This window comes from Synechococcus sp. RS9902 (genome assembly GCF_014279635.1).
GTDB lineage: Bacteria > Cyanobacteriota > Cyanobacteriia > PCC-6307 > Cyanobiaceae > Parasynechococcus.
The window spans coordinates 1,886,322-1,910,851 of sequence record NZ_CP047949.1; the positions used below are offsets into that span (position 1 = coordinate 1,886,322).

The following is a 24,530-nucleotide window of genomic DNA, read 5'->3' on the forward strand; positions in this document are numbered from 1 at the left end:
CCGATACCGTCCGGAGAACCCCTCTAGAGATCTTGCAATGACTGAGCAGTCTTCTCTGAAGCCAGTGGATCTCAACGCTGATCAAGCCCTCGGGATGGTGAGCTTCGGCCTGATGCAACGGCTTGCGCAGGACGGCCAGGTGGATCTGCCCTGGCTGGAGGCATCAGGAAATGCAGACAGTGAGCGTCTGCGCCAGCTGCGTCAACGGCTGGAACTGACGTCGTTGGCAATCGAAACCGGTGCTCCACTCACCACCGCGGAGGTGAGCATGCTGCTGGGGGCCCGCCCTGGAACGGAACGGGTGGAACGCGGTGGCCTCGTTGCCCGCCGGGTCAGCCGCAACGTCTGGCGCTTGAGCAAAGCAGAGGAGAGCGATCGCTCCGATCGTTACGACGGATTCCGTCGCCGCCTTTGAGCTCCGGCAGGGCCTGCCTGGCTTGGGCGATCCCAAAGAGTTTGAGCGACCTTTCCACTCCTCAGCGGATTCATTCGCAACTTGGAGAGGTTGATCATCAAGGGAGCGGCCGATGGCCGGGCCAACGCTGCTGAAGGAGTCGGGACCGCGCGAAGTGTTCTGCGGCCTCACCTCGATTGTGTGGCTGCATCGGCGCATGCCCGATGCCTTTTTTCTTGTGGTGGGATCACGCACCTGCGCCCATCTGATCCAGAGCGCCGCAGGGGTGATGATTTTTGCCGAACCCCGTTTCGGCACAGCCATTCTCAGCGAGCGGGATCTGGCTGGCCTCGCCGATGCCCACGACGAACTCGACCGGGTCTGCAGGGAGCTGCTGCAACGCCGCCCCGAAATCCGCACGCTGTTTCTGGTGGGGTCCTGCCCCAGCGAAGTGATCAAGCTGGATTTGGCCCGGGCCGCCGAACGGCTCAACGAAGAATTGACAGGCCGGGTGCGGGTGGTGAACTACTCCGGCAGCGGCATTGAAACCACGTTCACCCAGGGAGAAGACGGGGCACTGGCAGCCCTCGTTCCCCTGCTCCCCGCCAGCGATGAGCGTCAGTTGCTGCTGGTGGGAACCCTCGCTGATGCCGTGGAAGACCGGCAGATGCACCTGTTCCAGCGGATGGGCATCGAGACGATTCGCAGCCTGCCGCCCCGGCAATCGACTGACCTGCCCGCTGTGGGAGCGGGAACCACAGTGCTGCTGACCCAACCCTTTCTCACGGAAACCGCGCGCCTGCTCAGCGACCGCGGCGCCACAGTGCTCACGGCCCCCTTCCCGTTGGGGGCCGAGGGGAGTCGCCGCTGGATGGAGGCGGCTGCTGCTGCCTTTCATCTGCCTGATGAACGGGTTGCTGCTGTGCTCGACCCGTTGATGGAGCGCGCCCAGAGCGCCTTGGCCCGCCATCGCGCCGTGCTGGAGGGCAAGCGGATCTTCCTGCTTCCCGAATCCCAGCTGGAACTGCCCCTGGCCCGGTTTCTGCAACGGGAATGCGGCATGGAACTGGTCGAGGTGGGCACGCCTTATCTGAACCGTGAACAGATGGCTGCCGAGCTGGCCTTGCTCCCCGATGACGTCCCGGTGATGGAAGGGCAACACGTGGAGCAGCAACTGGACCGGGTTCGCGCCAGTCAGCCCGATCTGGTGGTGTGCGGGATGGGCCTTGCCAATCCGCTGGAGGCCGAAGGCATCGCCACCAAATGGTCGATCGAACTGGTGTTCAGCCCGATCCACGGAATCGACCAGGCCGGCGACCTGGCGGAACTGTTTTCGCGGCCGTTGCGTCGCCGGCAACTGATTCGCCCGGGCCTCCACCCCAGCAGCCCCGACCCAACTGTGCACGCCTGATCCCATGCAACTCACGCTCTGGACCTACGAAGGACCACCCCATGTGGGGGCCATGCGCATTGCCGCCTCCATGCGCGGCGTTCATTACGTGCTCCATGCCCCCCAGGGGGACACCTATGCCGATCTGCTGTTCACGATGATTGAGCGGCGCGGACAGCGTCCGCCCGTCACCTACACCACCTTTCAGGCCCGGGATCTCGGCGGGGACACCGCCGAACTGGTGAAACGGCATGTGCGTGAAGCGGTGGATCGCTTCCAACCCGATGCACTGCTGGTGGGGGAAAGCTGCACCGCGGAGTTGATTCAGGATCAGCCCGGTGCCCTGGCCCAGGGCATGGAGCTCACCATGCCGGTGGTGAGTCTGGAGCTGCCGGCCTACAGCAAAAAGGAGAACTGGGGAGCCGCAGAAACCTTCTACCAACTGGTGCGCAACCTGCTGAAGGAGCAGGCGCCAGCCAACAGCCAGCACGACCCCAGGGCATGGCAACACCAGGGCCGCCGGCCCCGGGTCAACCTGTTGGGCCCCTCCCTGCTGGGCTTCCGCTGCCGGGACGACGTTCTAGAGGTGCAGAAACTGCTCACCCTGCACGGCATCGATGTGGGGGTGGTGGCGCCCCTCGGGGCAGGCGTGGAGGATCTGCAGCGGATCCCCGATGCCGACCTCAACGTCTGCCTTTATCCGGAGGTGGCGGAATCCAGCTGCAGCTGGCTGGAGCGCAATTTCGGCATACCCTTCAGCCGAACGGTGCCGATTGGCGTGGGCGCCACCCACGATTTCCTCGTCGAAGTGCACGAAATGCTGGGGATGGATCCCCCCGCCCCCGACGAGGGCTACCGGCGCTCACGCCTGCCCTGGTATTCGGAATCAGTGGACTCCACGTACCTCACGGGCAAGCGGGTGTTCATCTTTGGCGACGGCAGTCACGCCCTCGCCGCAGCCCGGATCTGCAGCGAGGAACTGGGTTTCACGGTGGTGGGGCTGGGCACCTACAGCCGGGAGATGGCCCGGCCCGTGCGGGCTGCCGCCAAAGCCCTGGGCCTGGAGGCCCTGATCAGTGACGACTACCTGGCGGTGGAAGCGGCCATGGCCGAAGCGGCACCGGAACTGGTGCTGGGAACCCAGATGGAGCGCCACAGCGCCAAGCGGCTGGGGATTCCCTGCGCGGTGATCAGCACACCCATGCATGTGCAGGACGTTCCCGCCCGAATGAGCCCCCAGATGGGCTGGGAAGGAGCAAACGTGATCTTCGACGACTGGGTGCACCCGCTGATGATGGGTCTGGAGGAACACCTGATCGGCATGTTCCGCCACGACTTCGAATTCGTGGACGGCCACCAGAGCCACCTGGGCCATGCCGGTGGTGCCGGCGCCGCCGACAGTTCCGGCTTGAGTGACATCCCAGAGGAGGGCGATGGCGCTCTGCAGTGGACGGCCGATGGGGAAGCCGAGCTGAAGAAGATCCCCTTCTTCGTACGGGGAAAGGTGCGACGCAACACGGAGGCTTACGCGCGCGATGTGGGCTGCAGAGAGATCAGCAGCGAAACGCTGTATGACGCAAAAGCCCACTTCAAGGCATGAGCATTTGCACTCATTTCTTTTTATTTAATTGAAAGAAATTCTGCTCTTGCAACTAACCAAGAACCAGATCTTTCATTTCTTGGTGAAAACCAACCACTGCACATCTGCTGCTGTTAAATGAAATCGACTTCTCTTGTACAGGTCGCTGCATGACCACAACCCTGACGCGACCGGCAGACGGTGAAGGCAGCGTGCAGGTCCACCAGGACCCAGCACTGAACATCCAGGAAGAAACCCTGGTGATCGCGGTCTATGGCAAAGGCGGGATCGGCAAATCCACCACCTCCTCGAACCTGTCAGCCGCCTTCTCGAAGCTGGGCAAGCGGGTGCTTCAGATCGGCTGCGACCCCAAGCACGACAGCACCTTCACCCTCACCCACAAGATGGTGCCGACGGTGATCGACATCCTTGAAGAGGTGGACTTCCACAGCGAAGAGCTGAGGCCTGAGGATTTCGTCTTCACCGGCTTCAACGGGGTGCAGTGCGTCGAGAGCGGCGGCCCACCGGCGGGCACGGGCTGCGGCGGATACGTGACCGGGCAGACCGTGAAGCTGCTCAAGGAGCACCATCTATTGGAAGACACCGATGTGGTGATCTTCGATGTGCTCGGCGATGTGGTGTGTGGTGGTTTCGCCGCCCCGCTGCAGCACGCCAACTATTGCCTGATCGTGACCGCCAACGATTTCGATTCGATCTTCGCGATGAATCGCATCGTTCAGGCGATTCAAGCCAAAGCCAAGAACTACAAGGTGCGGCTTGGCGGCGTTGTCGCGAACCGCTCGGCAGACACCGATCAGATCGACAAGTTCAACGATCGCACCGGCCTGCGCACCATGGCCCATTTCAGGGATGTGGATGCCATCCGGCGATCCCGACTCAAAAAATGCACCATCTTTGAAATGGATGATGCCGATGAGGCCGTGCAAGCGGTGCAGAACGAATATCTACGGCTGGCCCAGAACATGCTCGACAAGGTGGAGCCGCTCGAGGCCACATCCCTCAAAGACCGCGAAATCTTCGACCTGCTGGGATTCGATTGAAACAGCAAAGAAGCAAGCTAAAATCCCCATTCACAAATGGGGCGAATGGAGAAACTATTTTTAAGTATTGGAGCAATGAAGGCCGGCACCACCTGGCTCTATTCACTGCTGGAACGGCATCCACAGATTCATTTCACTCCTGAAAAAGAAATCCATTTTCTGGCCCACTATTACCTCAATAAAAAACATCTTACTGAAGACCATCGGCAGCATCGAGCTCAGACACGACTGAGCAACATTGGCAACCTCAGGTCCGAACGCCAGGAGCTCATTCGTTCCTGGTACAACGATCAATATCTGAATGGTACTCTGTCTCTAGACTGGTATAAGAATCTCTTCCGTAGCAGCCAAGGGCGGCCTGGTTGGAATGCAGATTTTAGCAATCTGTCAGCTCTGATTGATGCTGAGGGCTGGAAACGGCTTCGATCAGACGTCAGCAAAGAAACTAAAGCCATATACATCCTACGAGAACCCTGTGAACGACTCTGGAGTCAATACAAATTCTCGGGCCAATCACACGAGAACATCAACCCATCAGACTTTGAAAAAGAGATCGAGCATTTTTTGAACGATCCTGACGTGAATGTGCACAGCCAATACTGCAGCAATCTTGACGCTGTTTGTGAAGGACTGGGTCACCAGAATGTCAAAGCATTACTTTTTGACGACATCCAAGATCAGCCCGAAGCGTTGCTGGCCAGCGTCGAAAAGTTCCTCAAGATCCCCGCTCGAGACCACTCCAGTCACAACAACCTCAACCGCCGGATCAACACAACGGCGGCCCAAGCTCCTCCTGCTGTGTTCCGACAGCACTGTGCTCCGATCGTCGCGCGTGAGCTGAATGGCTTGCAGATTCGCGGGATTGCGGTTCCTCGCCGGTGGACGGAGATGCCGCACTGAGACGGTTTAACCCAGGCCCACCAAGGCCATGGAGAGCTCCCACACCCGGCGGGCTGTTTCTGGATCAGTGGCCTTGTCGGAGAGTTCCTGGCTGAACTGCTGACCATCCTTCTTCTGGCGGTTGCCCCAGCTCCAGTGCACCCCGGATTCGGCGAAGTCGGGATTGGCCACCACATCAGCCACCCGTTCCCCCGCCAGGGCCTGGGAGACGTAGCCGCCGGTGATGTTTTTCTGAAACCAGGGGAAGATCGTCTGGAAGGCCTTGGGGGTGTTGCGGAACAACGGTGTGTCCGCCACACAGCCCGGGTAGAGCGACGTGAAGGTGATCCCCGTGTCCCCGTGAAGACGGCGATGCAGCTCCTGGGTGGTGATCATGTTGCAGAGCTTGCTGTCTTTGTAGGCCTTGCCGGGCTTGAAAGCCTTACCGCTGGCCATGGCAACGGGGTCTTTGAACCCGGCTTCAAAGCCGGAAAGGTCCCCCAGATCAGCCGGCGCAGGGATCGGGATCTTGCCCCCCAATTCCTTGGAATTGGCCGTCACGGTGCCCAGGATTACCACCCGCTTGGAGGGGTGGCTGGACGCCTTGAGACGATCCAACAGCAGCTGGACCAACAGGAAATGGCCGAAGTGGTTGGTGGCCATTGAGATCTCGTAGCCCTGGGGCGAACGCTCCGGCTGCTTCAGCTTCGGCTTGTACACGGCTGCATTGCAGACCACAGCATCCAATCGCTCCGGCAGTGAATCCACCGCCCTGCGCACACTGTCGAGATCACCCAGATCCATCAAAACGTGCTTCAGCCGCTCTTTGGGAAGGTCCAACTCGTCGGCAGCCGCCGCGGCCCGCTGCGGGCTGCGGTTCGCCGTGATCACCGTCCAACCCCGATTCACCAAGGCGCAGGTGGCATTCAGGCCAACACCGGAGGTGGTGCCGGTGATCAGAACGGTGCCGGGTGTGGACATCAAGACAGGGCCAGGAAGGGTGCCAGTCTGCCGGTCAGCACTCAATCCCAACGCCGCTGGTCACGAATCTCAGCGCCAGATCACGCGCAGACGGTTGGGGGCGATCCACTGATCCTGCTCGCTGATCAGACGCTTCTCTCCACCGATGCTGAACAGACGATCAAAACGATGTTGCAGCGTTTCCAATTTCGCCGACTCAATCGACACGACCGCCGCGATTTCACTGTGGCGATCCATGCGTTCCTGATAGGCCACGGACAGACGGATCAAGCTCACAGCGCCCAACAGAACAAGCCCAGCCTTGGCCGCCAAGGCGAGAAGGCTGCACTGCAGTTCCTGTTGGTCGGTCTGCCGCTGAATCGCCGCAGCCATGCTGGCTGCATCCGTGCGGGGAGCTGATCTTTGAACCTGACTGGCGGTCACCGCATCAGCACGAACATCCGCTTGTAACGCAATCCGTTCGCAGTGCCAAGACCAGCTCTACGCCCGTTGATCTGGGCTGCCTTTGAAATCAGGCCTCGTAAAGGCTGATGGAGAGACGCAGAGCAAGAACAGCAGCATGGGCAGCCACCACGAGGGCAATGAACACCTCAGGTGCAGACAGAACGGTTTCCATGGGAGCCATGCATCAAACGGTCCCATTCTTCTCTGAGGGAAGGGCTGCAGGCCATCATTCGCAAAGGCCTGTCACACCAGCCCATGGATCCGGTTCTGATCGATGCCCCTACTATCCGCGCCTTGGATCTACGGCCGCTGGAGATCTGGAGCACTCAGCCGCTGGATGCACTGCTCAGCCAGGGGCCAGTGCTCGAGCTTCGTTTCGATTGGCCCCGGGCGCAGGATGACCCACGTGAACTGCCGGAATGCCCCGAGCCTCGGCTCTGGGCCCTGCGGGCCGATGCGCGCTACCCCTGGCTGCCGCTCTTGCTTGAACGCGACCAGGGCAGCCTGATTCGCCATGTGGCCCTGGTGGTGCCCCACAGCTTCAGCCGCAGCGAAGGGCTGCGTTTTGACCCGGAAGCCTTGGAACTCTGGGTGACGCATCGATTGATGCTGTTGGACGACCTCTGCCAGCGAGAGCTCGGACGCCCGATGCGGGGCAACCTCTCCCAGATGGCCGCAGCCCTGGGCTATGAGCTGGATGCGGGTTTTTGGAACCTGTTGGGCTGACCAGTCAGCCCAGCCAAAGCTGCAGGGCCCTCCTGGAGCTGTCGATCGCCAGGATGATGGCGAGCCCCCGCAGAAAGCGCACCAGCAGGGCCGCATCAAACTGATCGAGACGGCTGGCCGTCCACTGCGCAGCGATCGCCGCCACCGCCCCCAGCAGCAGGCCCATCAGAGGAACCCCGCGTCCTTCATGCAGGAACTGGAGAGATGCTGCGCTGGCCGAGCAAAGCACCGCCACCGTGCTGAGCCGCACGGCCTGATGAATCGGCACAGACATCGGACCGCTCATCAGGGGCACCATCACCAGCCCCCCGCCCAGGCCCAACATGCCAGCGGTCCAGCCGGCGATGCAGCCCACACCAGCCAACTGCGGAGCGCTGCCGTCATCAACGTCATCATTGGCATCCGCCTCGGGCCGTTCGCGAACGCAGAACGCCAGCACGATGTACATCAGCGTCTGCATCGCCAGCAGAATCCAGCCCGCTGCCAAACCGGCCAAACCACCGAACAGCAGTGCCGAGCCAAAGGCCGCCAAGCCGATGGCGAGTCCTGGCCGGGTCGGCAGCCGCCCCTGGCGCAGATGGCTGATGGTGCCCGCCAAAGCCGTGGGCACAATGGCGAAACTGCTGGTGGCCAGGGCCTGATGGGGCGGGAGATCAAGCCAGAGCAGGAGCGGGGCAAAGATCAAGCCGCCGCCGATCCCCAACAACCCGGCCAAGCCCCCCGCCAGCAGGCCCAGGGCGATCAGGATCGGCACATCCCACCAGGGCACCATGGCGTGCGATCAATGCTTCCCTCCAGCATGCCCGCAACCGGGCGTCTGCTCCCCACCCAGCAAGCGGATGGACACACCCAGATGGCTTTGGATGCCTGGCTTCTGAAGCGCAGCAACGGTCCGGTTCTGCGTTTTTACCGCTGGGATGGGCCCTGGCTCTCGCTGGGACGCCATCAACGCCACCGGCCTGAACACTGGAATGAGCTGGCCCGCCGCGGCCGCATCAGCCTGGTGCAACGCCCCAGCGGAGGTCGGGCCGTGCTTCATGCCGGCGGTCTCACCTATGCCTTGATCTGGCCGGATGCACCCCGGCGACGCCAGGAGGCCTACCGCCAGGCCTGCCAGTGGTTGATCGATGGCTTCCAGGATCTCGGGCTACCGCTGCACTTCGGTTCCGATCCGGCGGGTGCTGAAGCCAACAACTGTTTCGCCTCGGCAACGGTGGCCGACCTGGTGGATCCATGCGGCGTCAAACGGGTCGGTAGCGCCCAGCGCTGGCAGAACGGTCGCCTGCTTCAACACGGTGAAATCCTGCTGGATCCCCCTGCTGAGCTCTGGGAGGAGGTGTTTGAGGAAGCGGCTCCAGCGGCGGCTCCAGCATGGATCAACCGCCTGGAGCTGGATCAGCGACTGCGCCAGAGCCTGGTTCAATCCTGGAGCCATTGCCCGTGGCAGATGCAGCCTCTGAAGGCTGAGGAAGTTCAGGAGTTCGAGGTCGAGCTGGCGTCCGGCTCTGCGCTCTGAGCCTGCATCGACTGCACCATCTGGGGAAGCATCGCCAAACCCAGGGGGTATCCATTGCGCTTGCGCGCCTCATCGAGGATCGCGGGGGGCAGGGTCACCCCGAGCCGCTTCAGCACCGCATCGCCCACATCCATGCGATCAAGGGTGCCGGAAGGAAGGCCCGCAGCACTCATCACCAACAGTCGGCCCTGGGAGGCCGCCTCCAGGGCCGGCACCGCCTCCACTAGGGGGGCTGAACTGGCGATGGACGGCAGTTCAGTGAGGGGGCGCAGATGATCCTCGAGGCGCTGTTGGTCCCATTGCTGCACCGGCAGCAATTTCAGGGGTTGATCGTCAATCCAACCCACCCAACGGCCGCTTTTGCAGACGAGCACCCAATCAGCAGGTCCCTCCTCCTCGCTGGCGGTCAGCCGCAGCTGACTGAGGCGCCGCAAGGTCTGATCCGCCTCCAGAACGCGGAAACGTTTGCCGGCCGCAGCCTCCACCTTCAACTCCCGCAGCACCGTCTGCAACTGCAGCATCTGCGTCTGACTGCGGTTGGCACTCAGGCCGAACCACCCAATCAACATCAAGAGAATCCCGTTGAGCCCCCAGCCCTGCCAGAGCAGAACACCACCCAACAGGATCATCAGCATCGACAAAGCTCGTCCAGACGCCGAAGCCACCTGAACGCCCTTCTGCTGACTGCCGCTCAGCTGCCAGACCAAGGATTTGAGGATCAGCCCGCCATCGAGGGGCAGGCCCGGCAAGAGATTGAACAAGCCGAGCATCAAGTTGAGCAAGCCCACCTGGCTCAACAACTGTGTGGCCAAGGGCTGGGTGTCGGATAGCGCTGCGGCCCCCGCCAACATCCCGAAGGCCAACACCAAACTCACGATCGGGCCAGCCGCCGCGATGCGCAGATTGCCCATGGCGGTGGGGCATTCCTTCTCCACCCGCGCGATGCCGCCCAGATGAAACAGGGTGATGCTCAACACTTTCACTCCTTCCCGAAGGGCCATCAGGGCATGGCCCAGTTCATGCAGCAGCACGGAGCTGAACAGCAACAAGGTGGTCAGCAACCCCAGCCCCCAACTCGCCGTTACCGAGGCCGTGGACGCGTAGCGGGACTGAAACAACGTGGTGAAGATCGCCACGGCAAACAACCAGCTGGGCTGGAGCCGCAGGGGAATTCCGCCAATCTTGAGCACCTGCCAGCCCTCTCCCACCGCCAATCCCGTCGTGTGCCGCTGCTGCGGACTGTCATCCACGATCCTAGGGAGAGCACCCATGCGGCCCTTGCGTGATCCCCACCCCACTCCAGACCTCAAGATCTGTGGGATCACCGACCCCGAGCAGGCTCAAGCCATCGCACGGATGGGGGTGCAGGCGATTGGCGTAATCGGCGTTCCCGCCACCCCGCGCTTTGTGGAACCAGCCCAGCGCAGGGCCTTGTTCCAGCTGCTGGAACAACAGCACCCCCAGCTGCATCGCGTTTGGGTGGTGGCCGATCCCGACGATGCCGCTCTCGAAGAAGCGCTCAACGGTGCTGGGCAGCCCTCCGTGGTGCAGCTGCATGGCAGCGAGTCAGACGAACGCTGCCAACGCTTGAAACAGCGCTACCCCGGGCAGCAGTGGTGGAAAGCGTTGCGGGTGCGTGAACCCGACGATCTCAAGCAGCTCGAGCAGTACGCGCCCCATGTGGATGCTCTGCTGCTCGATGCCTGGAGCGCCGATCAACTGGGCGGCACCGGGCACCGGATCCCCCTTGATTGGCTGGCCGAAACCGAGCTGTCGGTGCCGTGGTGGCTGGCAGGGGGAGTGAGTGCGGAGTGGGTTCCAGAACTGCTCAGTCGCGTCACGCCTAAGGGGCTCGATGCCTCCAGCCGGCTGGAGGAACGACCGGGATGGAAAAACCTCGACAAGGTGCAAGCCCTTGTCGAGGCTGTGAAGTCGAGGCCGTGAAGTCGAGACTGTGAACTCTGGGCCGTGAAACAGCGTTGAATCTCGGCTGATCAGGTGCTGAGAAGCGCTTCCTGCTGACGCACGAGCTCGAAGAACTCCTGCTTGAGGCTGGGATCGTGGCGGAAATCGCCGCGCACCACGGAGTTCACCATGCTGGTTTGGGGCTCTTTAACGCCACGCCACTTCATGCAGTAGTGCTGCGCCTTAATGATGATGCCGAGACCCTGGGGCTCACAGAGCTTCTCGATTTCGTCGGCAAGGATCATCACAGCCTCTTCCTGAATGTGAGGGCGGGAGAAGACCCAATCAGCCACGCGGGTGAATTTGGAAAGACCGATCACCCGGGCACCAGGTTTGATCCCGATCCAGCAGTTGCCCATGATCGGCACCAGGTGGTGTGAACAGGCGGAACGAACCGTGATCGGGCCAACGGTGTAGATCTCATCCAGCTGTTTCACATTGGGGAAGCTGGCCACCTTGGGCTGCTGGTGGTAGCGCCCCTTGAACACCTCCTGGAGGTACATCTTGGCGACGCGCTCCGCCGTCTCATGGGTGTTGTGGTCGTTATCGATATCGATCACCAGGCTGCGCAGCAGATCGCGAACCTTGTCTGCAACTTCAACCTGAAGCTGATCCAGCTCACCCGGCTGGAGGTGATCAGCGATGTTGTCGTTCGCCAGGAAGGAAGCACCCGCTTCCCTCAGACGCTCACGGATGCGCGCAGAAATCTGGGGATTCAAGCTGCCATTGCCATTGCCGTTGCCGTTGGCGACGCCGTTGGAAACGAAAGGGACTGTGGAGGTCATGGTGTTCGTTCAGAAGGCGCCGGCGGCCGGCATAAGGGTGAGGTCTTCGATCAACTGGTTGCTGGGTTGCAACGCCAGATTCGCCAGTGTTTCTGCCGCCTGATCGACAGAGAGCATGGCACGACGATCGAAATCGCTTTGTACGGTTTCCGCGTCCCACAGTGGTGTGTTCACGGCCCCAAGAGTGAGGGTGCAGGCACGAATGCCATTGCTCCGTTCCTCTTCCGCCAGGCAGCGGGTGAAGCTGGCCAAGGCAGCTTTACTGACGCAATACGCCCCCCATTGAGGGAATGCATTACGGGCGGCGTGGCTGCTGATGTTGATCACCAGTCCGCCGTTCTCACGCATAGCGGGAACAACAGCAGAACAAACCTGCATCACGCTGGTGACATTCAGCTGTAGCAGCCATTGCCAACGCTCAATCGGCATGGCCAATAGATCGCCGGTGTAGGCCGCACCCGCGTTGTTGATCAACACGGAAGGGGTCTCACCCTGCTGCAACAAGCCAGCCATCGCAGCTGCGATGCCATCGGGTTGCGTCAGGTCGATGGCGGCAGAGGCCACAGAAACACCTTTGGTGCTGAGCTGAGCACTCAGCTGCTCCAGTTGATCAGCGCTGCGGGCGGTGAGCAGCAAATCCCATCCTTGATGAGCCAGAAGCTCAGCAGTTCGGCGACCTATGCCTCGGCTCGCACCTGTGATTAGAGCCGTTGGCAAAAACCGTTAGCAAACCGCGACACTTTAAGCGGCTTTGTCGACATCCTGTGACGTTTTTTCGAGAAACCGTCCCATAGCCCTGAATTTCGAGTAACGGGCCTCGCGCAGTTGCTGTTCCGAAAGGCTCAGCAGTTGGTCGAGGTGACGCTCGATTGCGGCACGCAGGTTTTCTCCGGCCTCCAATGGTGCCCAGTTGTTACCGCCGGAGGGCTCCTCAAGCACCTCATCCACCACCCCAAGCTCCAGCAGGTCCCGGCCGGTGATCCTCAAGGCTGCCGCCGCATCAGGCGCTTTAGCCGCATCACGCCACAGGATGGAGGCGCAGGCCTCAGGGCTGGCCACCGTGTAAACGCTGTGCTCGAACATCAGCAAGCGATCGGCCACCCCGATGCCCAAGGCACCACCGGATCCGCCTTCACCGATCACGGTGGCAATCACCGGAACGCGCAAGCGGAACATCTCCCGCAGGTTGACGGCGATCGCTTCACCCTGACCCTGCTCTTCGGCCTCAAGGCCGGCATAGGCCCCAGGGGTATCGATGAACGTGAGAATCGGCAGGCGGAAGCGATCGGCATGATCCATCAACCGCATGGCTTTGCGGTATCCACCCGGAGCCGCCATCCCGAAATTGCGGGCGACGTTCTCCTTGGTGTCGCGGCCCTTCTGATGGCCGATCAACATCACGGGGCGATCGCCCACACGGCCGACACCACCGATCAAGGCCTGGTCGTCGTTACCGCGACGATCGCCGTGCAGCTCAACCCAGTCGTCGCAGAACATCTGGATGAAATCCAGCGTGCTCGGACGCTGCGGATGACGGGCGACCTGAATTTTCTGAGCGGGAGTCAGCCCCTGAAAGATCTCCTGACGCCGTCGGGCCGCGAGGCTTTCCAGTTGCTGAAGCTGCTGCGAGACGTCGACTTCCGAATCTCTGGCCAGCTGACGGATCTGCTCAATCTGCTGCTCCAGCTCGACGAGCGGTTTTTCGAACTCAAGCAGGGGGCGACGGGGCATGGCTCTGGCTCTTCGAAGGTCAGGCAGCAGTGGCCTGCAGGTTGGGTTGAAGGTTCAAGGTGCTGAACCCATGGCGCACCGATGCCGCGCCGATGAAATCCATCTTCTCCAGGGTGATGTTGTTGCGCCCCCAGCTGAAGTTGGTGTGGCAGCGCTCAAACTCGAGCAGCATGGCTTCGGCAAAGCAGGCAAACATCTGGCGCTGCGGCCGCTCCATCTCGGCGATGGCCATCATCGACCAGCCGATGTCGCGGCAGAACTCAACGATTCCACCCTTGAGAACGTGGATGCCACCACCGGCGACCTTCGTATCAAGGTTCTTGGGGTAGCCCCCATCAATCATCAGACAGGGCTTCTTGAGGCTGTCTTGATCGATCTCAAGGGTGCGGGGCATGCTTGCCACCCAGACGACCACGTCGGCCTCAGGCAGGGCCTCATCGAGCGACAGAATCCGGCCACCGCCCAGTTCCTGCTGAAGATCAAGCAGCGGTTGCTGCTGACGCGCCACCAGCAGGAGCTCACCAACTCCGGTGCGTGCCTGCAGCCAACGGCAGACGGCTGAGCCGATATCACCAGTGGCACCAACGACGGCGATCTTTGCTTTGCTGAGATCGATCCCGAGACTTGGAGCGTTGTTCTCCACCTGACGGCAGATCACCCAGGCCGTGTGGGTGTTTCCGGTGGTGAACCGCTGCCAATCCAGGGTGGTGCTCCGCACCGTCTGGTGCTGAAGCAGGTTGAAGTTCTCGAAAATGATCGAGGTGAAGCCACCCAGGGCAGTGATGTTGATGCCCTTCTTCTGGGCGAGTTCCATGGCGTTGAGCACCTTGCGCCGGGCCGTCTTGAAGCGGCTCAGCATCTCGGGAACGAAGCAGGAGTCGATGTAGGCACCCTCGATGGTCGTGCCCACGGGACTGGTGACTTCCACGTGCTCAACGAGCTGCGGAGGTGCACTGCACCACACATCCAGATCACCGTCGGCGATGTGATCGAACCCGAGTTCCATCGCCTTGCGGCGAGCAGCCTCAAAACTCGTTGAATGTCCGATCAGACCAAACATGTCTTACTGCTGACGTCTCAAAGAACACCTCGAACACCCATGCTCCCATGGCAACCGGTATCGACAGCAACGTGCCTGTCGATAAACCGGCGTTGGATCAAGACCTGAAACGGGTCAAACAGCAAGCGCTGCTGCGGCCATGCGGGCGATGTCGCGGGAGGTGAAACCGATTTCACCCAAAGCTTCCTGGTAAGCGATCAGGAAGTCTTCGATCAGGTCTTCCTTCTCCATGTGAAGGACAGCAGCATCAGCTGCCACGTCTTCCAGCATCGAGCGGATGAGGGGAAGGTTGGCTTTGTTGGCCTCGAACAGTTCGTCCTTGCTGGCCTCGAAATTGGCCTTCAGCCATTCCTGGCCGTAGTTGAGGTGGGTGTATTCGTCCTTCACCACACCCTCAGTGATTTTGCGAGCGAAGGGATCGGCCACAGGGATATAGATGTGATAGGCCGAGATGGCGAATGCTTCGATCAGCAGGGCCTGAATCAGCAGGCAGGTGACCACCTTGCCCTCCTTGAGAGCGGCCTGAAAATTGCCGTGAAGGGGTTCGAAAAACTTCTTGGCGAAGGGAAGATCGGCTTCAACCCCGAGGTTGCGCCCGCAGGAGGTGAAGCCCTTCATGTGCTTCATTTCCATCCGCGCCAGACGCTTGAGCTCTTCGGCCTGCTCCGGGATCAGCGTGCCCAGGGAGATGTAGTTGTCGTGGGCTTCCTGTTCGCCCTCGATCACGATCGCGTTGATCCGGCTGTAGGCGTCTTTGTAGGCCTCGGTTGTGAAATCAGGCAGTGCGTCCTGGCCCTCCAGCACGGGTGCTTCAGGTGCATTGAGGGTCGTCATAGGACGCTGTCCACCACATTCAGTGGGACCGACAATAACCAGTGCCCCAATAGTTGGGGACACATGCGTCCAAGGTTCAGGACTTGGTCGTGATGTTGGACGGTTGGGAGAGAAGACTTTGCGTGGGTGGCCAGTCACTGGCCAGAAGGGCTTGAAAACGCTCCTGCCAGTGGTTGATCAAGCGATCTTGCAGGCAAAGTCCCAGATCAGCGGAGGCCTGGCGCGCATCACCGATCACTCCCGTCGCGCTGAGGTCGTCGGTAAGCCAAGCGCAGGGCGCCGACCCCTCGAGACTCCAGCCCGCTGGAGGATCCTGCGCGGATCCCGGTGATGGACGTCCATCCACAGGGCGGGCAGATCCAACCAGCTCTGGGGCCATCTGCAGCATCAAGCTGGTTTCGGCTTGGCCGGCATGAAGTCCATGGGCCAACTCCTGCTCAGGCAACAGATCCGCCAGCCCCTCCACACCACTCCAGAGGAAGCAAGGCAGAACAGCCAACGACGGGCAGCGAGCGCGCAGCTGTCGGGCTGCCACATGCAGCAAACCGATCTGGCCGCCATGGGCGTTGAACAGAACCAGGCGCTGCACCCCCATCGCCGCCAGCTGCATGCCAACCTGGTCGACCAGATCCAGAAGCAGAGGAGCTGAAAGGCTGAGGGTGCCGGGAAAGTTCTGGTGCTCAGGCGAGAAGCCGATGGCCTGACACGGCAGTCGCCAAATCGGCAGAGCTGGCTCAAGCCCGCGCAACACGGAATCGAGGATTCCCTCAGCAAAAACAGCGTCCGTCGAAAGCGGCAGTTGTGGGCCGTGTTGCTCACAGGCTCCGAAGGGCCAGATCACCGTGGCACCAGGTTGGCTGGCAGCACAGCTGGCCTCGGGCCAGGTCAGCTGATCAAATCGCTTGCGGAGCTGGTCCATGGCGTTGCACAGGCACGGGGGTGCTGATCCCAACCCAGCCTGTCAAAATGAGCGATCGACAAGCCCAATGGTCCATGCCCGCAGCCGGCAGTCCGCAGCCCAACCGCCCCAAGGCACCCAAGCCGGCAGCGACGAAACCGCTGCAGGTGATGCAGATCAACCGCCGCGAAGAGCAGGAAAAGCTGGCTCGTGAAGCGGCTGAAGCACGGGCAGCAGCAGAGGCTGCAGCGGAAAAGGCACGCATCCTTGAGGAACGGGCGGGTCTCGCCACCCCGCCGCGACCGGTCCAGCAGGCCCCCACCTCGTCTCCAGGCACGGATGACGACGCTCTGTTCGACATGGGCGGCATGGAAGGCATGACCATGGCCGACCTAATGGGCGCGCCGGATCAACAACCCAAGAAGGAGCAGCGCAATCAGCCGCGCAGCGTGGACGACTTCGATTTCGATGAAGAAGCCTTCCTCGCCGCCCTGGACGAGAACGCTCCGGTGGGCACCACCGGTGAGGTAATCAAGGGCACGGTGATCGGCATCGAAAGCGATGGCGTGTACGTGGATATCGGCGGTAAAGCCCCCGGCTACATGCCCAAGAGCGAAGCGGGCCTGGGCGTGGTGACCAACTTCCGAGAGCGCTTCCCCAAGGGCCTAGAGGTTGAAGTTCTGGTGACCCGTGAGCAGAACGCTGATGGGATGGTCACGATCAGCTGTCGCGCCCTTGAGCTGCGCAAGAGCTGGGACCGGGTGAAGGAACTGGAGAAACAGGGGAAAGTGGTTCAAGTCATCGTCAATGGCTTCAACCGCGGCGGTGTCACCTGCGATCTCGAAGGGCTGCGCGGCTTCATTCCCCGCTCTCAACTCCAAAACGGTGAAAACCACCAGGAGCTCGTGGGCAAGACCCTGGGCGTGGCCTTCATCGAGGTGAATTCGGAGACCCGCAAGCTGGTGCTGTCCGAAAAACGAGCCGCCGTGGCCGAACGCTTCCAAGATCTGGAAGTGGGCCAATTGGTGGAAGGTCAGGTTGCTGCGGTGAAGCCCTACGGCCTTTTCATCGACCTTGGTGGCATCAGCGGACTGCTGCACCAATCAGCCATCACCAATGGCAGCCTGCGCTCGATCCGTGAGGTGTTCGACCAGGGCGACCGCGTTTCGGCCCTGATCACGGAACTGGACCCGGGCCGCGGACGGATCGGCCTCAACACAGCCCTGCTGGAGGGGCCTCCTGGAGAGCTGCTGATCGAAAAAGACAAAGTGATGGCTGAAGCCGCCGATCGCGCCAGCCGCGCCCAGAACACCCTGAAACAGCAGGAGCAATCGGCCGGATGAGCACTGCTGCCCTGACAGCCGCCGAAGACTGGGAACTCGACTTCTACTCCCGACCCATCCTTGAGGCCGATGGCCGCAAGCGTTGGGAACTGCTGATCACCTCCACCCCCGCTGCAACTGGGGATGCAGAGCCATTTCGCTTCGCCAAGGTGTGCCCCTCTGGTGAGGTGAACTCGCTCTGGTTGAGCCAAGCCCTGGCTGAAGCCAAACAGGCATCCGCAAGCGGGGGCTGGGGTTCGCCCGTCCGCCTGCGCTGCTGGCGCAGTTCGATGCGCACCATGGTGCAGCGCGCCGCAGCCGAACAAGACCTCGAGGTGATTCCCAGTCGCCGCACCTTCGCCCTGCTCGACTGGCTTCAGCAGCGCGAAAGGGAGGTGTATCCCGAGGAGGAGGGCTTCATGGCCGGCCCACTGGCACCACCGCCGGCGCCTGTTCCAACCCCTCCAGTGCCCCTGCCGGAGGAAGTTCAAGGCGACGCCTGGAGCTGGGCCGCCCTGCCGGCGAGCCTCCTGCTGGAGGCATCGGAATGGCCGATGAGTTTCAGCGGACTGCTGCCGGTGCCCGATGGCATCGACCCCGAGGCCTCTGTGCCGGGTCTGCGCCTGTTCAGCCAGAGCCGCTCCCTCGCCATGGCGGGCTGGTTGGGGGGTCTGGAACCGGTGCGGATGATCGTTGAAGACCGCCAGCTGGTGCTGGAGGCTGGTCAGGACGACCGCTGGTTGGTGAGCGACCTGGAGCCGGCCATCGCCGCTGAAATCTCCGAGGCCCTAGCCACTTCGCAGCAGCAGGTGCGCGGCCTTCAGTTCATCGCCATCCAGTCCAGCCCCGAAGAACAGACCTTCGGCGGCTTCTGGATGCTGCGGGACATCCCCATGGCCTGATTGCAGGGCTGATGAAAGACGGGCCGTTTGATCGACCAGACAGCCGCTTCAACACGTTGAAGGGCTGGACCTGGATCGGTTGTTACGGGGGCTATTACCTCCAGAGCGATCTGCTGCATGAGCAGGGGTTCGAGCACGGCTTCTTCACCCGGCTCTGGCACGGCCGTGGTCCTGATGAACTGGCGGGGTACGTCAGCGCCGGCATCAGCGTCCACAGGCCCCAGCAGATCCACAGTGGAATCGTTCTGAACGCCAGCGACGCCCCGCAGGATCCCTGGCCTGAGGCCGATGGCCTGGTGAGTGATCGCGGGGGCCAGAGCCTCTGGGTGTGCGGTGCCGACTGCACACCGGTTCTGATCGCGGATCCCGGCACCGGGCATGCCGCGGCCTGTCATGCCGGTTGGCGGGGGGTGGCGGCTGGAATCCTGATCACGGCCCTGGATCGGTTGGTGGAGCAGGGGGCCCGGCGGGAGGATCTGGTGGTTGCCCTGGGCCCGGCCGTCAGCGGCCCCTGCTACCAGGTGGGCGATGAGGTGGTGAGGGCCGTCAGCGCCGCGGTCCCCAACAAGGCTTCCCTGTCCGATGCAGGGGCCCTGCTGCCGGATGAGCAACCGGGGCGGCATCGCCTGGACATTCGAACCGCCGCCAGAGTGCAGCTCCAGGGCGCAGGAATTGCCAGCGAACGGATCGCCCACTGCCCGCTGTGCACCGTCAGTGAGCCCGAGCTGTTCCATTCCTGGCGACGGGATCAGGTGAAAGCCGTTCAGTGGAGCGGAATCGTGGCGCAAGCCCCCGTCTGCAGCTGAAACTTAAACAGGCTTGCTCCCAAGGATCTGAATGGCCAAGGCTTCAGCAGCTCGAATGCCATCGATTCCGGCCGAGAGGATGCCGCCGGCGTAGCCCGCCCCTTCACCCGCGGGCACCAGCCCCTTCACATTGAGCGATTCCAACGCCTCATCCCTGGGGATCCGCACGGGCGATGACGTGCGGGTTTCCACGCCGGTGAGCACCGCATCGGGATGGTCATACCCCTTCAGCTTGCGGGCAAAGGCCGGCAACGCCTCCCGCAAGGCCTCAACGATGGCAGCAGGGAGCAGGTCATCCAGATCGGCGGGATGCACACCCGGCTGATACGACGCGGCGATGTCACCCAGACGGGTGGAGGGACGGGCCGCCAGGAAATCCTCCAACCGCTGCGCCGGTGCGGCGTAACTGCTCCCTCCAAGCCTGAAGGCGCGCTCCTCCAGCTCCCGTTGCAGAGCAATCCCCGCCAGCGGATCCCCGGGGAAGCGTTCAAACGGTGCCAGGTCATCGGCGTCCAGAGCCACAACCAAACCGCTGTTGGCGTTGCGCTCGTTGCGGGAGTGCTGGCTCATGCCATTGGTCACCACCCGGCCTTCCTCCGAGGTGGCACCCACCACAAATCCTCCGGGACACATGCAGAAGCTGTAGACGCAGCGGCCGTTTTCAGCATGGTGAACCAGCTTGTACTCGGCGGCCCCGAGACGCGGATGGCCCGCCGCCTCTCCCCAGCGGGCTGCGTCAATCAGATGCTGCGGATGCTCAATCCTCACGCCCACGGAAAACGGTTTGCGCTGCAGCTGCACACCGATCTGCTCCAGCATTTCGAAGCAGTCACGCGCGGAATGACCGGGAGCCAGCACCAGATGGCGGCAGGGAATCTCCGCTCCATCGGCCAGCACCAATCCATCGAGTTGATGCGGCTTCCCAGCGCTGCTGTCGCTGAGCTGAAGGCGTGTGACGCGACTGTTGAAACGCACCTCACCGCCGAGGGCTTCAATCCGTGCCCGCAGGCCGCGCACCACGGTGGCGAGCTTGAAGGTGCCGATGTGGGGGCGGTGCAGCGTGAGGATCTCCTCGCTGGCACCACAGGCCACCAGCTCCTCCAGCACCTTGCGGCCGTAGTGCTCGGGATCGCTCACCTGGCTGTAGAGCTTGCCGTCGGAGAAGGTGCCGGCTCCCCCCTCACCGAATTGGGCATTGGATTCCGGGTTGAAGGGGCTGGTGCCACGCCAGAAGCCAAAGGTGTCAGCGGTGCGTTGCTTCACGGCCTGACCCCGTTCCAGCAACAGCGGTCGGAACCCCATCTGTGCCAACAGCAGAGCAGCGAAATAACCGCAGGGGCCTGCCCCCACCACCACAGGCCGATCGGCCGCATCCAAGGGGAAGCCATCGGGGGCATGACCCACAGACCGGTAGCGGGTGTCTGGAGCCAGACGCACCCGGCCTTTGTTGCCGATGCGCCGTAACAGAGCGGCTTCACCCTTCACCTGCACATCCACGCTGTAAATCAGCTGAATCCGGTCGCGACGCCGCGCATCAACACTGCGCTTCACCAGGGTCTGACCCAGAAGACGATCCGGCGGAATCCTCAAACGCTTGAGCACCGCCTCCTGCAGCGCTTCCTCCCCATGGTCGAGGGGCAGCTTCAGTTCACTCAGGCGCAGCATCTCGAGGTCGTGTCCCCAGACCTCATTCGATCAGACCGGCCATGGCCTGGCCCGATGGTGCAAGGCCAGCACGAAAGCGGGAATCACTGGCCACCGCCTTCAGACGCAGACGCTCCCCGCGGCGACGCTGATCAAAGGCCTGGCAAATCGGAACGACCTCCTTCTGATCAGGGTCCAACCAACCCATCGCATCGATACCCCCGTCAGCGGACAACGGCAAGGGTGCTGCATCGGCCAAGGCCAACAGCCGAGCTGCATCAAAGCCCGCCCCCGCGAGCAACGATGGAGCCTTGCCGGTGGACTGCTGGAAGTCCTGTTGAAATTCAGCCCAGGCCGCCCCACGGGCTGGGTGCTGCAACCCAAGCTGTTGCCAGGGCACCGCGGGCGCGTCTTGCAGGTCTTCCGCCTCGGTGAGCCAAATCCAGTTCGGCGCCTGCGGTGCACCACCGCCGAAGCGCCCCTGCTGCTGCTCAGCCCGCAGCTCTCGGGAGAGGGGACCGTTCGGAGCATCAGCCACCACAACGGTTGGCACCCAAGACCAGGCCATGTCGTCCTTGAACCGTTGCAGACGCCCGTTGTTGCTGGGATCCACCCGCTGGACCGGCTGTGCTTCGTAGCTCTCAACAATGCCGCCAGCGGCCTTGAACAGCTCCACAAAGGCCTTGGAGCTGGTGGACTCAAGGGCAGAAGGGTCTTCGACCACCATCGCCTTGAGATCCTCCTGGCGGGAAGGAACCAGCGGCCAGAGCCGTTCACGGCCTTCCAGCCCGCGCAGGGTGTCGAGCGACTGTCCACGCTGATAGGGGAGCAGAACAGTGAGATCCCGCTCGTCAGCGAAGGCGGCAAAGGCCCGCAGATCCCCAGACGGGGGAGCCACCAGCAGCTTGAGCTCCGTCGAGGGCATCAGCTGCGGATCGGGCGCATCGCCGGAGTTGGTCCCATGCCAGGCAACCTGCGGGAAGGGCTCACCACAAGCCTCCACCGACGCCTGGCCCAAACGAAAGCCCTGGAGAAAGTTGTGCCGCAATTCAGCATCGCGGTGCCCCATCGGCAGCAGCACCGCCAGCCTTGGGCGGCTGACGCCACTGGCCACGATCGACTGGCAGCCGATGAGCGTGGCTGCAACAACACACCACGACAGCCAAGGCCAACGTCGCCACTCAGGCTTCGACATGGGATCGGAGGGAAGCAACCCCATCCCCGCAAACTAGGGAGAGGGGTCGGACTCGTCCGGTTTTGTCACAGAGGATTCAGGCCCACTCTCAGAGCCGCCACCCAACTGGGACAACCAACCTGCCAAAAGCAAGCCAGCACCGATGCCGATGGCCAGGGTGCGGTTTTCAGCTGCGGCGCCCTGCCCCCAGGCCGCTGTGGCCAGAAAGGCACCCCCCAGCAGCAGACAGGGCACCAAGACAATGCCCCGGGCAATGCGGTTATCAGCCATCGACCCCACAGCTGTTGCTGGCCAAACCAGCGGCAATCAAGCCGGTGGTGAGGTCACGCTCAGCACCGATCGGTGTCACCCTGGCCATCAGCTGCCCCTCGCTGGAGCCGACCGGCCGCAGATTGACCTTGCGACGGCGCGGCAGTTCCTGACGAAGCCATGCGGTGGCCTCGGCCTCCTGGCTTGCATCAACGGCGGAACAGGCCAGGGCAACGGTGTAAGTGCGGTTATGGTCTCCCACCTGCAGCAGGGAACTGCTGCGCACCTGAAGCACCTCTGCGGCCTGCACCGGTACGGCCCAAAGGAGCAGCAGAACGCCGATTAAGACAAGACGAATCAAGAGGTCGGGGCGTTGAGAACCGGCATGGGAGCCGGAAGGCCCACCATTTCAGCATTGCTTTTGCCAGGGGGAACCATCGGATAGCAGTTCTCACCACGACGCACGTGGATGTCGATCAACATCGGGCCGGGGGCCTTGAGCGCCGCCTCGAGATCACGCTTTAACGAATCCCGCTCGCGGATGTGCACGCCGTCCACACCGAAGGAGCGGGCGAGAGCCACGAAGTCCGGCATGCCATTGAGCATGTCGGAGGCGGAATAACGCTCCTCGTAGAAGCTCTCCTGCCACTGACGCACCATGCCCTGCCAGTGGTTGTTGACGATCACCACCTTCACCGGAAGGCCATAGGCCGCCAGGGTTCCCAACTCCTGAATGTTCATCAGGATGCTGGCGTCACCCGCGATGCACACCACCTGACGATCGGGGCACGCCACCTGGGCGCCCATGGCGGCCGGCATGCCGAAGCCCATGGTTCCAAGACCGGCACTGCTGATCCAGCCCCGGGGCCCATTGCGCAGGTACTGGGCCGCCCACATCTGGTGCTGACCCACGTCCGTGGTGACGATGGCATTCGGTGCCAGCTCGCGAACGGCCAGCAGCACCTCCTGGGGGAAGAGGGGGCCTTCGGTGGGAGGCACGGTGAGGGGATAGGTCTGTTTCCACTCCGCGATGCGCGCCAACCAAGGGGCCGTGCGGGATTGCACCTGCTGCTGCAGGCTCAGCTCCACCAGGCGCGCCACGCTCAGGCCCAGATCACCCAGCACCGCCACATCGGGGCGACGGGTCTTGCCGATTTCGGCCGGGTCAATCTCAAAGTGGATCACCCGGGCCCGGGGGGCGAAGGTGTCGAGCTTTCCGGTCACCCGATCGTCAAAACGGGCGCCAACAGCAATCAGCAGATCGCATTCGGTGACGGCGAAGTTGGCATAGGCCGTGCCGTGCATGCCGAGCATGCCCACCGAGAGAGGGTCGTTTTCATCGAAAGCACCCTTCCCCATCAAGGTGGTGGTGACAGGGATCTGATAGCGCTCAGCGATCACCCGCAGGCTGTCGTGAGCACCGGCTGAGATCGCACCACCGCCCACATAGAGCAGCGGACGCTCCGCCTCGGCGATCAGCTCAAGCGCCGACAGGATCGGTTCATCCCGGGGGGGCTGAGGCTTGCGGAATCCTTGGGGAACAATCGATCCGGGCTCAACAGGCACGTAATCGAACATCTCCTGGCCAACATCCTTCGGGATGTCGATCAGCACGGGGCCCGGACGACCACTGGCTGCAATCAGGAAGGCCTGGGCAACGATGGAGGCGAGATCGGCCGGATCGCGCACCACCCAGGAATGTTTCACGATCGGCAGGGTGATGCCGAAGATGTCGGTCTCCTGGAAGGCATCGGTGCCAATCGCCGGTCGCGGCACCTGACCCGTGATCACCACCATGGGCACCGAGTCCATCTGGGCGGTGGCGATGCCGGTCACCAGGTTGGTGGCACCCGGCCCAGACGTGCCGAAACAAACGCCCACCTTGCCGGTGGCACGCGCATAGGCATCGGCCGCGTGGGTGCCGGCCTGCTCATGCCGTACCAGGATGTGCTTCACCCAACCCTCGCTCTCGGCGATGTGGAGTGCGTCGTAGATCGGCAGAATCGCGCCGCCGGGGTAGCCGAAAATCGTGTCGACGCCATGGCACCGCAACGCATCCATCAGGGCTGTCGCCCCAGACATTCTCTGACCACCGTGACCGGCCTGCTGCCCAGTGACGGCCGAAGACGCTGAGGTGAGAGTCACAGAGGCGACGGGTCAATGACCCCC

27 protein-coding genes are annotated in these 24,530 nt (G+C 62.4%); 11 read left to right on the forward strand and 16 right to left on the reverse strand.

From position 1 onward, the window contains the following. The first annotated feature begins 37 nt into the window (after positions 1-37). From SynRS9902_RS10380 to SynRS9902_RS10400, 5 genes are all read left to right on the forward strand, one after another. Positions 38-415, forward strand: a complete 378-nt coding sequence (locus tag SynRS9902_RS10380) for a hypothetical protein (protein ID WP_038556224.1) — start codon at positions 38-40, stop codon at positions 413-415. A 112-nt stretch (positions 416-527) separates the two neighbouring features. Beyond that, a complete protein-coding gene (locus SynRS9902_RS10385) occupies positions 528-1,805 on the forward strand; it encodes a ferredoxin:protochlorophyllide reductase (ATP-dependent) subunit N (RefSeq protein WP_114988516.1) in 1,278 nt (425 codons plus the stop codon). A 4-nt stretch (positions 1,806-1,809) separates the two neighbouring features. Further along, entirely contained in the window at positions 1,810-3,384 is a 1,575-nt protein-coding gene (locus SynRS9902_RS10390; RefSeq protein WP_186509061.1) for a ferredoxin:protochlorophyllide reductase (ATP-dependent) subunit B, read from the forward strand. Between the two features lie 149 nt (positions 3,385-3,533). Continuing rightward, on the forward strand, positions 3,534-4,424 hold the full coding sequence (gene bchL, locus SynRS9902_RS10395) for a ferredoxin:protochlorophyllide reductase (ATP-dependent) iron-sulfur ATP-binding protein (RefSeq protein ID WP_114988518.1): 891 nt from the start codon (positions 3,534-3,536) through the stop codon (positions 4,422-4,424). A gap of 75 nt (positions 4,425-4,499) precedes the next feature. Beyond that, on the forward strand, positions 4,500-5,324 hold the full coding sequence (locus tag SynRS9902_RS10400; protein ID WP_186509062.1) for a sulfotransferase domain-containing protein: 825 nt from the start codon (positions 4,500-4,502) through the stop codon (positions 5,322-5,324). 6 nt (positions 5,325-5,330) lie between these two features. Here SynRS9902_RS10400 and SynRS9902_RS10405 read toward each other — a convergent pair whose 3' ends face one another. The 3 genes from SynRS9902_RS10405 to psaM all read right to left on the reverse strand — a co-directional run bounded on the left by SynRS9902_RS10405 (position 5,331) and on the right by psaM (position 6,900). Beyond that, positions 5,331-6,284 (reverse strand): protochlorophyllide reductase, encoded by a 954-nt coding sequence (locus tag SynRS9902_RS10405; protein ID WP_186509063.1) that lies wholly within the window; start codon positions 6,282-6,284, stop codon positions 5,331-5,333. Between the two features lie 69 nt (positions 6,285-6,353). Further along, positions 6,354-6,656, reverse strand: coding sequence for a hypothetical protein (locus tag SynRS9902_RS10410; protein ID WP_114988519.1), 303 nt, complete (start codon positions 6,654-6,656; stop codon positions 6,354-6,356). Between the two features lie 139 nt (positions 6,657-6,795). After that, positions 6,796-6,900 (reverse strand): photosystem I reaction center subunit XII, encoded by a 105-nt coding sequence (gene psaM / locus SynRS9902_RS10415; protein ID WP_025362433.1) that lies wholly within the window; start codon positions 6,898-6,900, stop codon positions 6,796-6,798. An 83-nt stretch (positions 6,901-6,983) separates the two neighbouring features. On the opposite strand from psaM, the gene SynRS9902_RS10420 reads away from it, so the two are divergent. Next, entirely contained in the window at positions 6,984-7,454 is a 471-nt protein-coding gene (locus SynRS9902_RS10420; protein ID WP_186509064.1) for a CRR6 family NdhI maturation factor, read from the forward strand. Positions 7,455-7,458: 4 nt separating this feature from the next. On the opposite strand, the gene SynRS9902_RS10425 is transcribed toward SynRS9902_RS10420, so the two are convergent. Further along, positions 7,459-8,226, reverse strand: a complete 768-nt coding sequence (locus SynRS9902_RS10425; protein ID WP_186509065.1) for a sulfite exporter TauE/SafE family protein — start codon at positions 8,224-8,226, stop codon at positions 7,459-7,461. A 27-nt stretch (positions 8,227-8,253) separates the two neighbouring features. Here SynRS9902_RS10425 and SynRS9902_RS10430 point away from each other — a divergent pair, with 27 nt between their 5' ends. After that, on the forward strand, positions 8,254-8,970 hold the full coding sequence (locus tag SynRS9902_RS10430; RefSeq protein WP_186509066.1) for a lipoate--protein ligase family protein: 717 nt from the start codon (positions 8,254-8,256) through the stop codon (positions 8,968-8,970). On the opposite strand, the gene SynRS9902_RS10435 is transcribed toward SynRS9902_RS10430, so the two are convergent. Then, complete coding sequence (locus SynRS9902_RS10435) at positions 8,928-10,178, reverse strand: site-2 protease family protein (RefSeq protein WP_186510618.1); 1,251 nt, start codon at positions 10,176-10,178, stop codon at positions 8,928-8,930. The two genes, SynRS9902_RS10430 and SynRS9902_RS10435, sit on opposite strands and share 43 nt — an antisense overlap. Before the next feature lie 61 nt (positions 10,179-10,239). On the opposite strand from SynRS9902_RS10435, the gene SynRS9902_RS10440 reads away from it, so the two are divergent. Continuing rightward, a complete protein-coding gene (locus SynRS9902_RS10440) occupies positions 10,240-10,914 on the forward strand; it encodes a phosphoribosylanthranilate isomerase (protein ID WP_186509067.1) in 675 nt (224 codons plus the stop codon). Between the two features lie 50 nt (positions 10,915-10,964). On the opposite strand, the gene folE is transcribed toward SynRS9902_RS10440, so the two are convergent. From folE to SynRS9902_RS10470, 6 genes are all read right to left on the reverse strand, one after another. Then, positions 10,965-11,720, reverse strand: coding sequence for a GTP cyclohydrolase I (gene folE / locus SynRS9902_RS10445; protein WP_186509068.1), 756 nt, complete (start codon positions 11,718-11,720; stop codon positions 10,965-10,967). Positions 11,721-11,729: 9 nt separating this feature from the next. Further along, positions 11,730-12,437, reverse strand: a complete 708-nt coding sequence (locus SynRS9902_RS10450; RefSeq protein WP_186509069.1) for an SDR family oxidoreductase — start codon at positions 12,435-12,437, stop codon at positions 11,730-11,732. 24 nt (positions 12,438-12,461) lie between these two features. After that, positions 12,462-13,451 (reverse strand): acetyl-CoA carboxylase carboxyltransferase subunit alpha, encoded by a 990-nt coding sequence (locus SynRS9902_RS10455; RefSeq protein WP_114988525.1) that lies wholly within the window; start codon positions 13,449-13,451, stop codon positions 12,462-12,464. A gap of 19 nt (positions 13,452-13,470) precedes the next feature. Next, the gene (locus SynRS9902_RS10460) at positions 13,471-14,511 is read right to left on the reverse strand and encodes a long-chain acyl-[acyl-carrier-protein] reductase (protein ID WP_186509070.1); all 1,041 of its coding nucleotides are present in this window, start codon (positions 14,509-14,511) and stop codon (positions 13,471-13,473) included. A gap of 114 nt (positions 14,512-14,625) precedes the next feature. After that, on the reverse strand, positions 14,626-15,345 hold the full coding sequence (locus SynRS9902_RS10465) for an aldehyde oxygenase (deformylating) (RefSeq protein WP_114988527.1): 720 nt from the start codon (positions 15,343-15,345) through the stop codon (positions 14,626-14,628). A 76-nt stretch (positions 15,346-15,421) separates the two neighbouring features. Continuing rightward, positions 15,422-16,264: a creatininase family protein gene (locus tag SynRS9902_RS10470; protein ID WP_186509071.1), complete on the reverse strand. Its 843-nt coding sequence runs from the start codon at positions 16,262-16,264 to the stop codon at positions 15,422-15,424. A gap of 74 nt (positions 16,265-16,338) precedes the next feature. Here SynRS9902_RS10470 and SynRS9902_RS10475 point away from each other — a divergent pair, with 74 nt between their 5' ends. From SynRS9902_RS10475 to pgeF, 3 genes are read left to right on the forward strand one after another with little or no spacing between them, the layout of a single operon-like run. After that, entirely contained in the window at positions 16,339-17,586 is a 1,248-nt protein-coding gene (locus tag SynRS9902_RS10475) for a S1 RNA-binding domain-containing protein (RefSeq protein ID WP_186510619.1), read from the forward strand. Then, on the forward strand, positions 17,583-18,467 hold the full coding sequence (locus SynRS9902_RS10480; RefSeq protein ID WP_186509072.1) for a Tab2/Atab2 family RNA-binding protein: 885 nt from the start codon (positions 17,583-17,585) through the stop codon (positions 18,465-18,467). The genes SynRS9902_RS10475 and SynRS9902_RS10480 overlap by 4 nt, the downstream gene beginning before the upstream one ends. 11 nt (positions 18,468-18,478) lie before the next feature. Then, positions 18,479-19,273 (forward strand): peptidoglycan editing factor PgeF, encoded by a 795-nt coding sequence (gene pgeF, locus SynRS9902_RS10485; RefSeq protein ID WP_186509073.1) that lies wholly within the window; start codon positions 18,479-18,481, stop codon positions 19,271-19,273. A 3-nt stretch (positions 19,274-19,276) separates the two neighbouring features. Here the strand turns inward: pgeF and SynRS9902_RS10490 are convergent, their stop codons facing one another. Genes SynRS9902_RS10490 through ilvB form a run of 5 tightly spaced genes read right to left on the reverse strand, consistent with a single transcriptional unit; the run spans position 19,277 to position 24,506 of the window. Next, positions 19,277-20,938 (reverse strand): NAD(P)/FAD-dependent oxidoreductase, encoded by a 1,662-nt coding sequence (locus SynRS9902_RS10490; RefSeq protein WP_186509074.1) that lies wholly within the window; start codon positions 20,936-20,938, stop codon positions 19,277-19,279. A gap of 22 nt (positions 20,939-20,960) precedes the next feature. Further along, positions 20,961-22,112 (reverse strand): amino acid ABC transporter substrate-binding protein, encoded by a 1,152-nt coding sequence (locus SynRS9902_RS10495; protein ID WP_255446111.1) that lies wholly within the window; start codon positions 22,110-22,112, stop codon positions 20,961-20,963. A 33-nt stretch (positions 22,113-22,145) separates the two neighbouring features. Continuing rightward, positions 22,146-22,382, reverse strand: coding sequence for a GIVxVP protein (locus tag SynRS9902_RS10500; RefSeq protein WP_186509075.1), 237 nt, complete (start codon positions 22,380-22,382; stop codon positions 22,146-22,148). Beyond that, positions 22,375-22,722, reverse strand: coding sequence for a nuclease (locus SynRS9902_RS10505; protein ID WP_186509076.1), 348 nt, complete (start codon positions 22,720-22,722; stop codon positions 22,375-22,377). The genes SynRS9902_RS10500 and SynRS9902_RS10505 overlap by 8 nt, the downstream gene beginning before the upstream one ends. After that, positions 22,719-24,506: a biosynthetic-type acetolactate synthase large subunit gene (ilvB, locus tag SynRS9902_RS10510; protein ID WP_186509077.1), complete on the reverse strand. Its 1,788-nt coding sequence runs from the start codon at positions 24,504-24,506 to the stop codon at positions 22,719-22,721. Before ilvB ends, SynRS9902_RS10505 begins: the two co-directional genes overlap by 4 nt. Between the last annotated feature and the right edge of the window lie 24 nt (positions 24,507-24,530).

Coding starts and splice junctions, on each gene's coding strand:
- SynRS9902_RS10380 (WP_038556224.1), top strand. CDS start 38: ATGACTGAGCAGTCTTCTCTGAAGCCAGTGGATCTCAACGCTGATCAA.
- SynRS9902_RS10385 (WP_114988516.1), top strand. CDS start 528: ATGGCCGGGCCAACGCTGCTGAAGGAGTCGGGACCGCGCGAAGTGTTC.
- SynRS9902_RS10390 (WP_186509061.1), top strand. CDS start 1,810: ATGCAACTCACGCTCTGGACCTACGAAGGACCACCCCATGTGGGGGCC.
- bchL (WP_114988518.1), top strand. CDS start 3,534: ATGACCACAACCCTGACGCGACCGGCAGACGGTGAAGGCAGCGTGCAG.
- SynRS9902_RS10400 (WP_186509062.1), top strand. CDS start 4,500: ATGAAGGCCGGCACCACCTGGCTCTATTCACTGCTGGAACGGCATCCA.
- SynRS9902_RS10405 (WP_186509063.1), bottom strand. CDS start 6,284: ATGTCCACACCCGGCACCGTTCTGATCACCGGCACCACCTCCGGTGTT.
- SynRS9902_RS10410 (WP_114988519.1), bottom strand. CDS start 6,656: ATGGCTGCGGCGATTCAGCGGCAGACCGACCAACAGGAACTGCAGTGC.
- psaM (WP_025362433.1), bottom strand. CDS start 6,900: ATGGAAACCGTTCTGTCTGCACCTGAGGTGTTCATTGCCCTCGTGGTG.
- SynRS9902_RS10420 (WP_186509064.1), top strand. CDS start 6,984: ATGGATCCGGTTCTGATCGATGCCCCTACTATCCGCGCCTTGGATCTA.
- SynRS9902_RS10425 (WP_186509065.1), bottom strand. CDS start 8,226: ATGGTGCCCTGGTGGGATGTGCCGATCCTGATCGCCCTGGGCCTGCTG.
- SynRS9902_RS10430 (WP_186509066.1), top strand. CDS start 8,254: ATGCCCGCAACCGGGCGTCTGCTCCCCACCCAGCAAGCGGATGGACAC.
- SynRS9902_RS10440 (WP_186509067.1), top strand. CDS start 10,240: ATGCGGCCCTTGCGTGATCCCCACCCCACTCCAGACCTCAAGATCTGT.
- folE (WP_186509068.1), bottom strand. CDS start 11,720: ATGACCTCCACAGTCCCTTTCGTTTCCAACGGCGTCGCCAACGGCAAC.
- SynRS9902_RS10455 (WP_114988525.1), bottom strand. CDS start 13,451: ATGCCCCGTCGCCCCCTGCTTGAGTTCGAAAAACCGCTCGTCGAGCTG.
- SynRS9902_RS10460 (WP_186509070.1), bottom strand. CDS start 14,511: ATGTTTGGTCTGATCGGACATTCAACGAGTTTTGAGGCTGCTCGCCGC.
- SynRS9902_RS10465 (WP_114988527.1), bottom strand. CDS start 15,345: ATGACGACCCTCAATGCACCTGAAGCACCCGTGCTGGAGGGCCAGGAC.
- SynRS9902_RS10470 (WP_186509071.1), bottom strand. CDS start 16,264: ATGGACCAGCTCCGCAAGCGATTTGATCAGCTGACCTGGCCCGAGGCC.
- SynRS9902_RS10475 (WP_186510619.1), top strand. CDS start 16,339: ATGCCCGCAGCCGGCAGTCCGCAGCCCAACCGCCCCAAGGCACCCAAG.
- SynRS9902_RS10480 (WP_186509072.1), top strand. CDS start 17,583: ATGAGCACTGCTGCCCTGACAGCCGCCGAAGACTGGGAACTCGACTTC.
- pgeF (WP_186509073.1), top strand. CDS start 18,479: ATGAAAGACGGGCCGTTTGATCGACCAGACAGCCGCTTCAACACGTTG.
- SynRS9902_RS10490 (WP_186509074.1), bottom strand. CDS start 20,938: ATGCTGCGCCTGAGTGAACTGAAGCTGCCCCTCGACCATGGGGAGGAA.
- SynRS9902_RS10495 (WP_255446111.1), bottom strand. CDS start 22,112: ATGTCGAAGCCTGAGTGGCGACGTTGGCCTTGGCTGTCGTGGTGTGTT.
- SynRS9902_RS10500 (WP_186509075.1), bottom strand. CDS start 22,382: ATGGCTGATAACCGCATTGCCCGGGGCATTGTCTTGGTGCCCTGTCTG.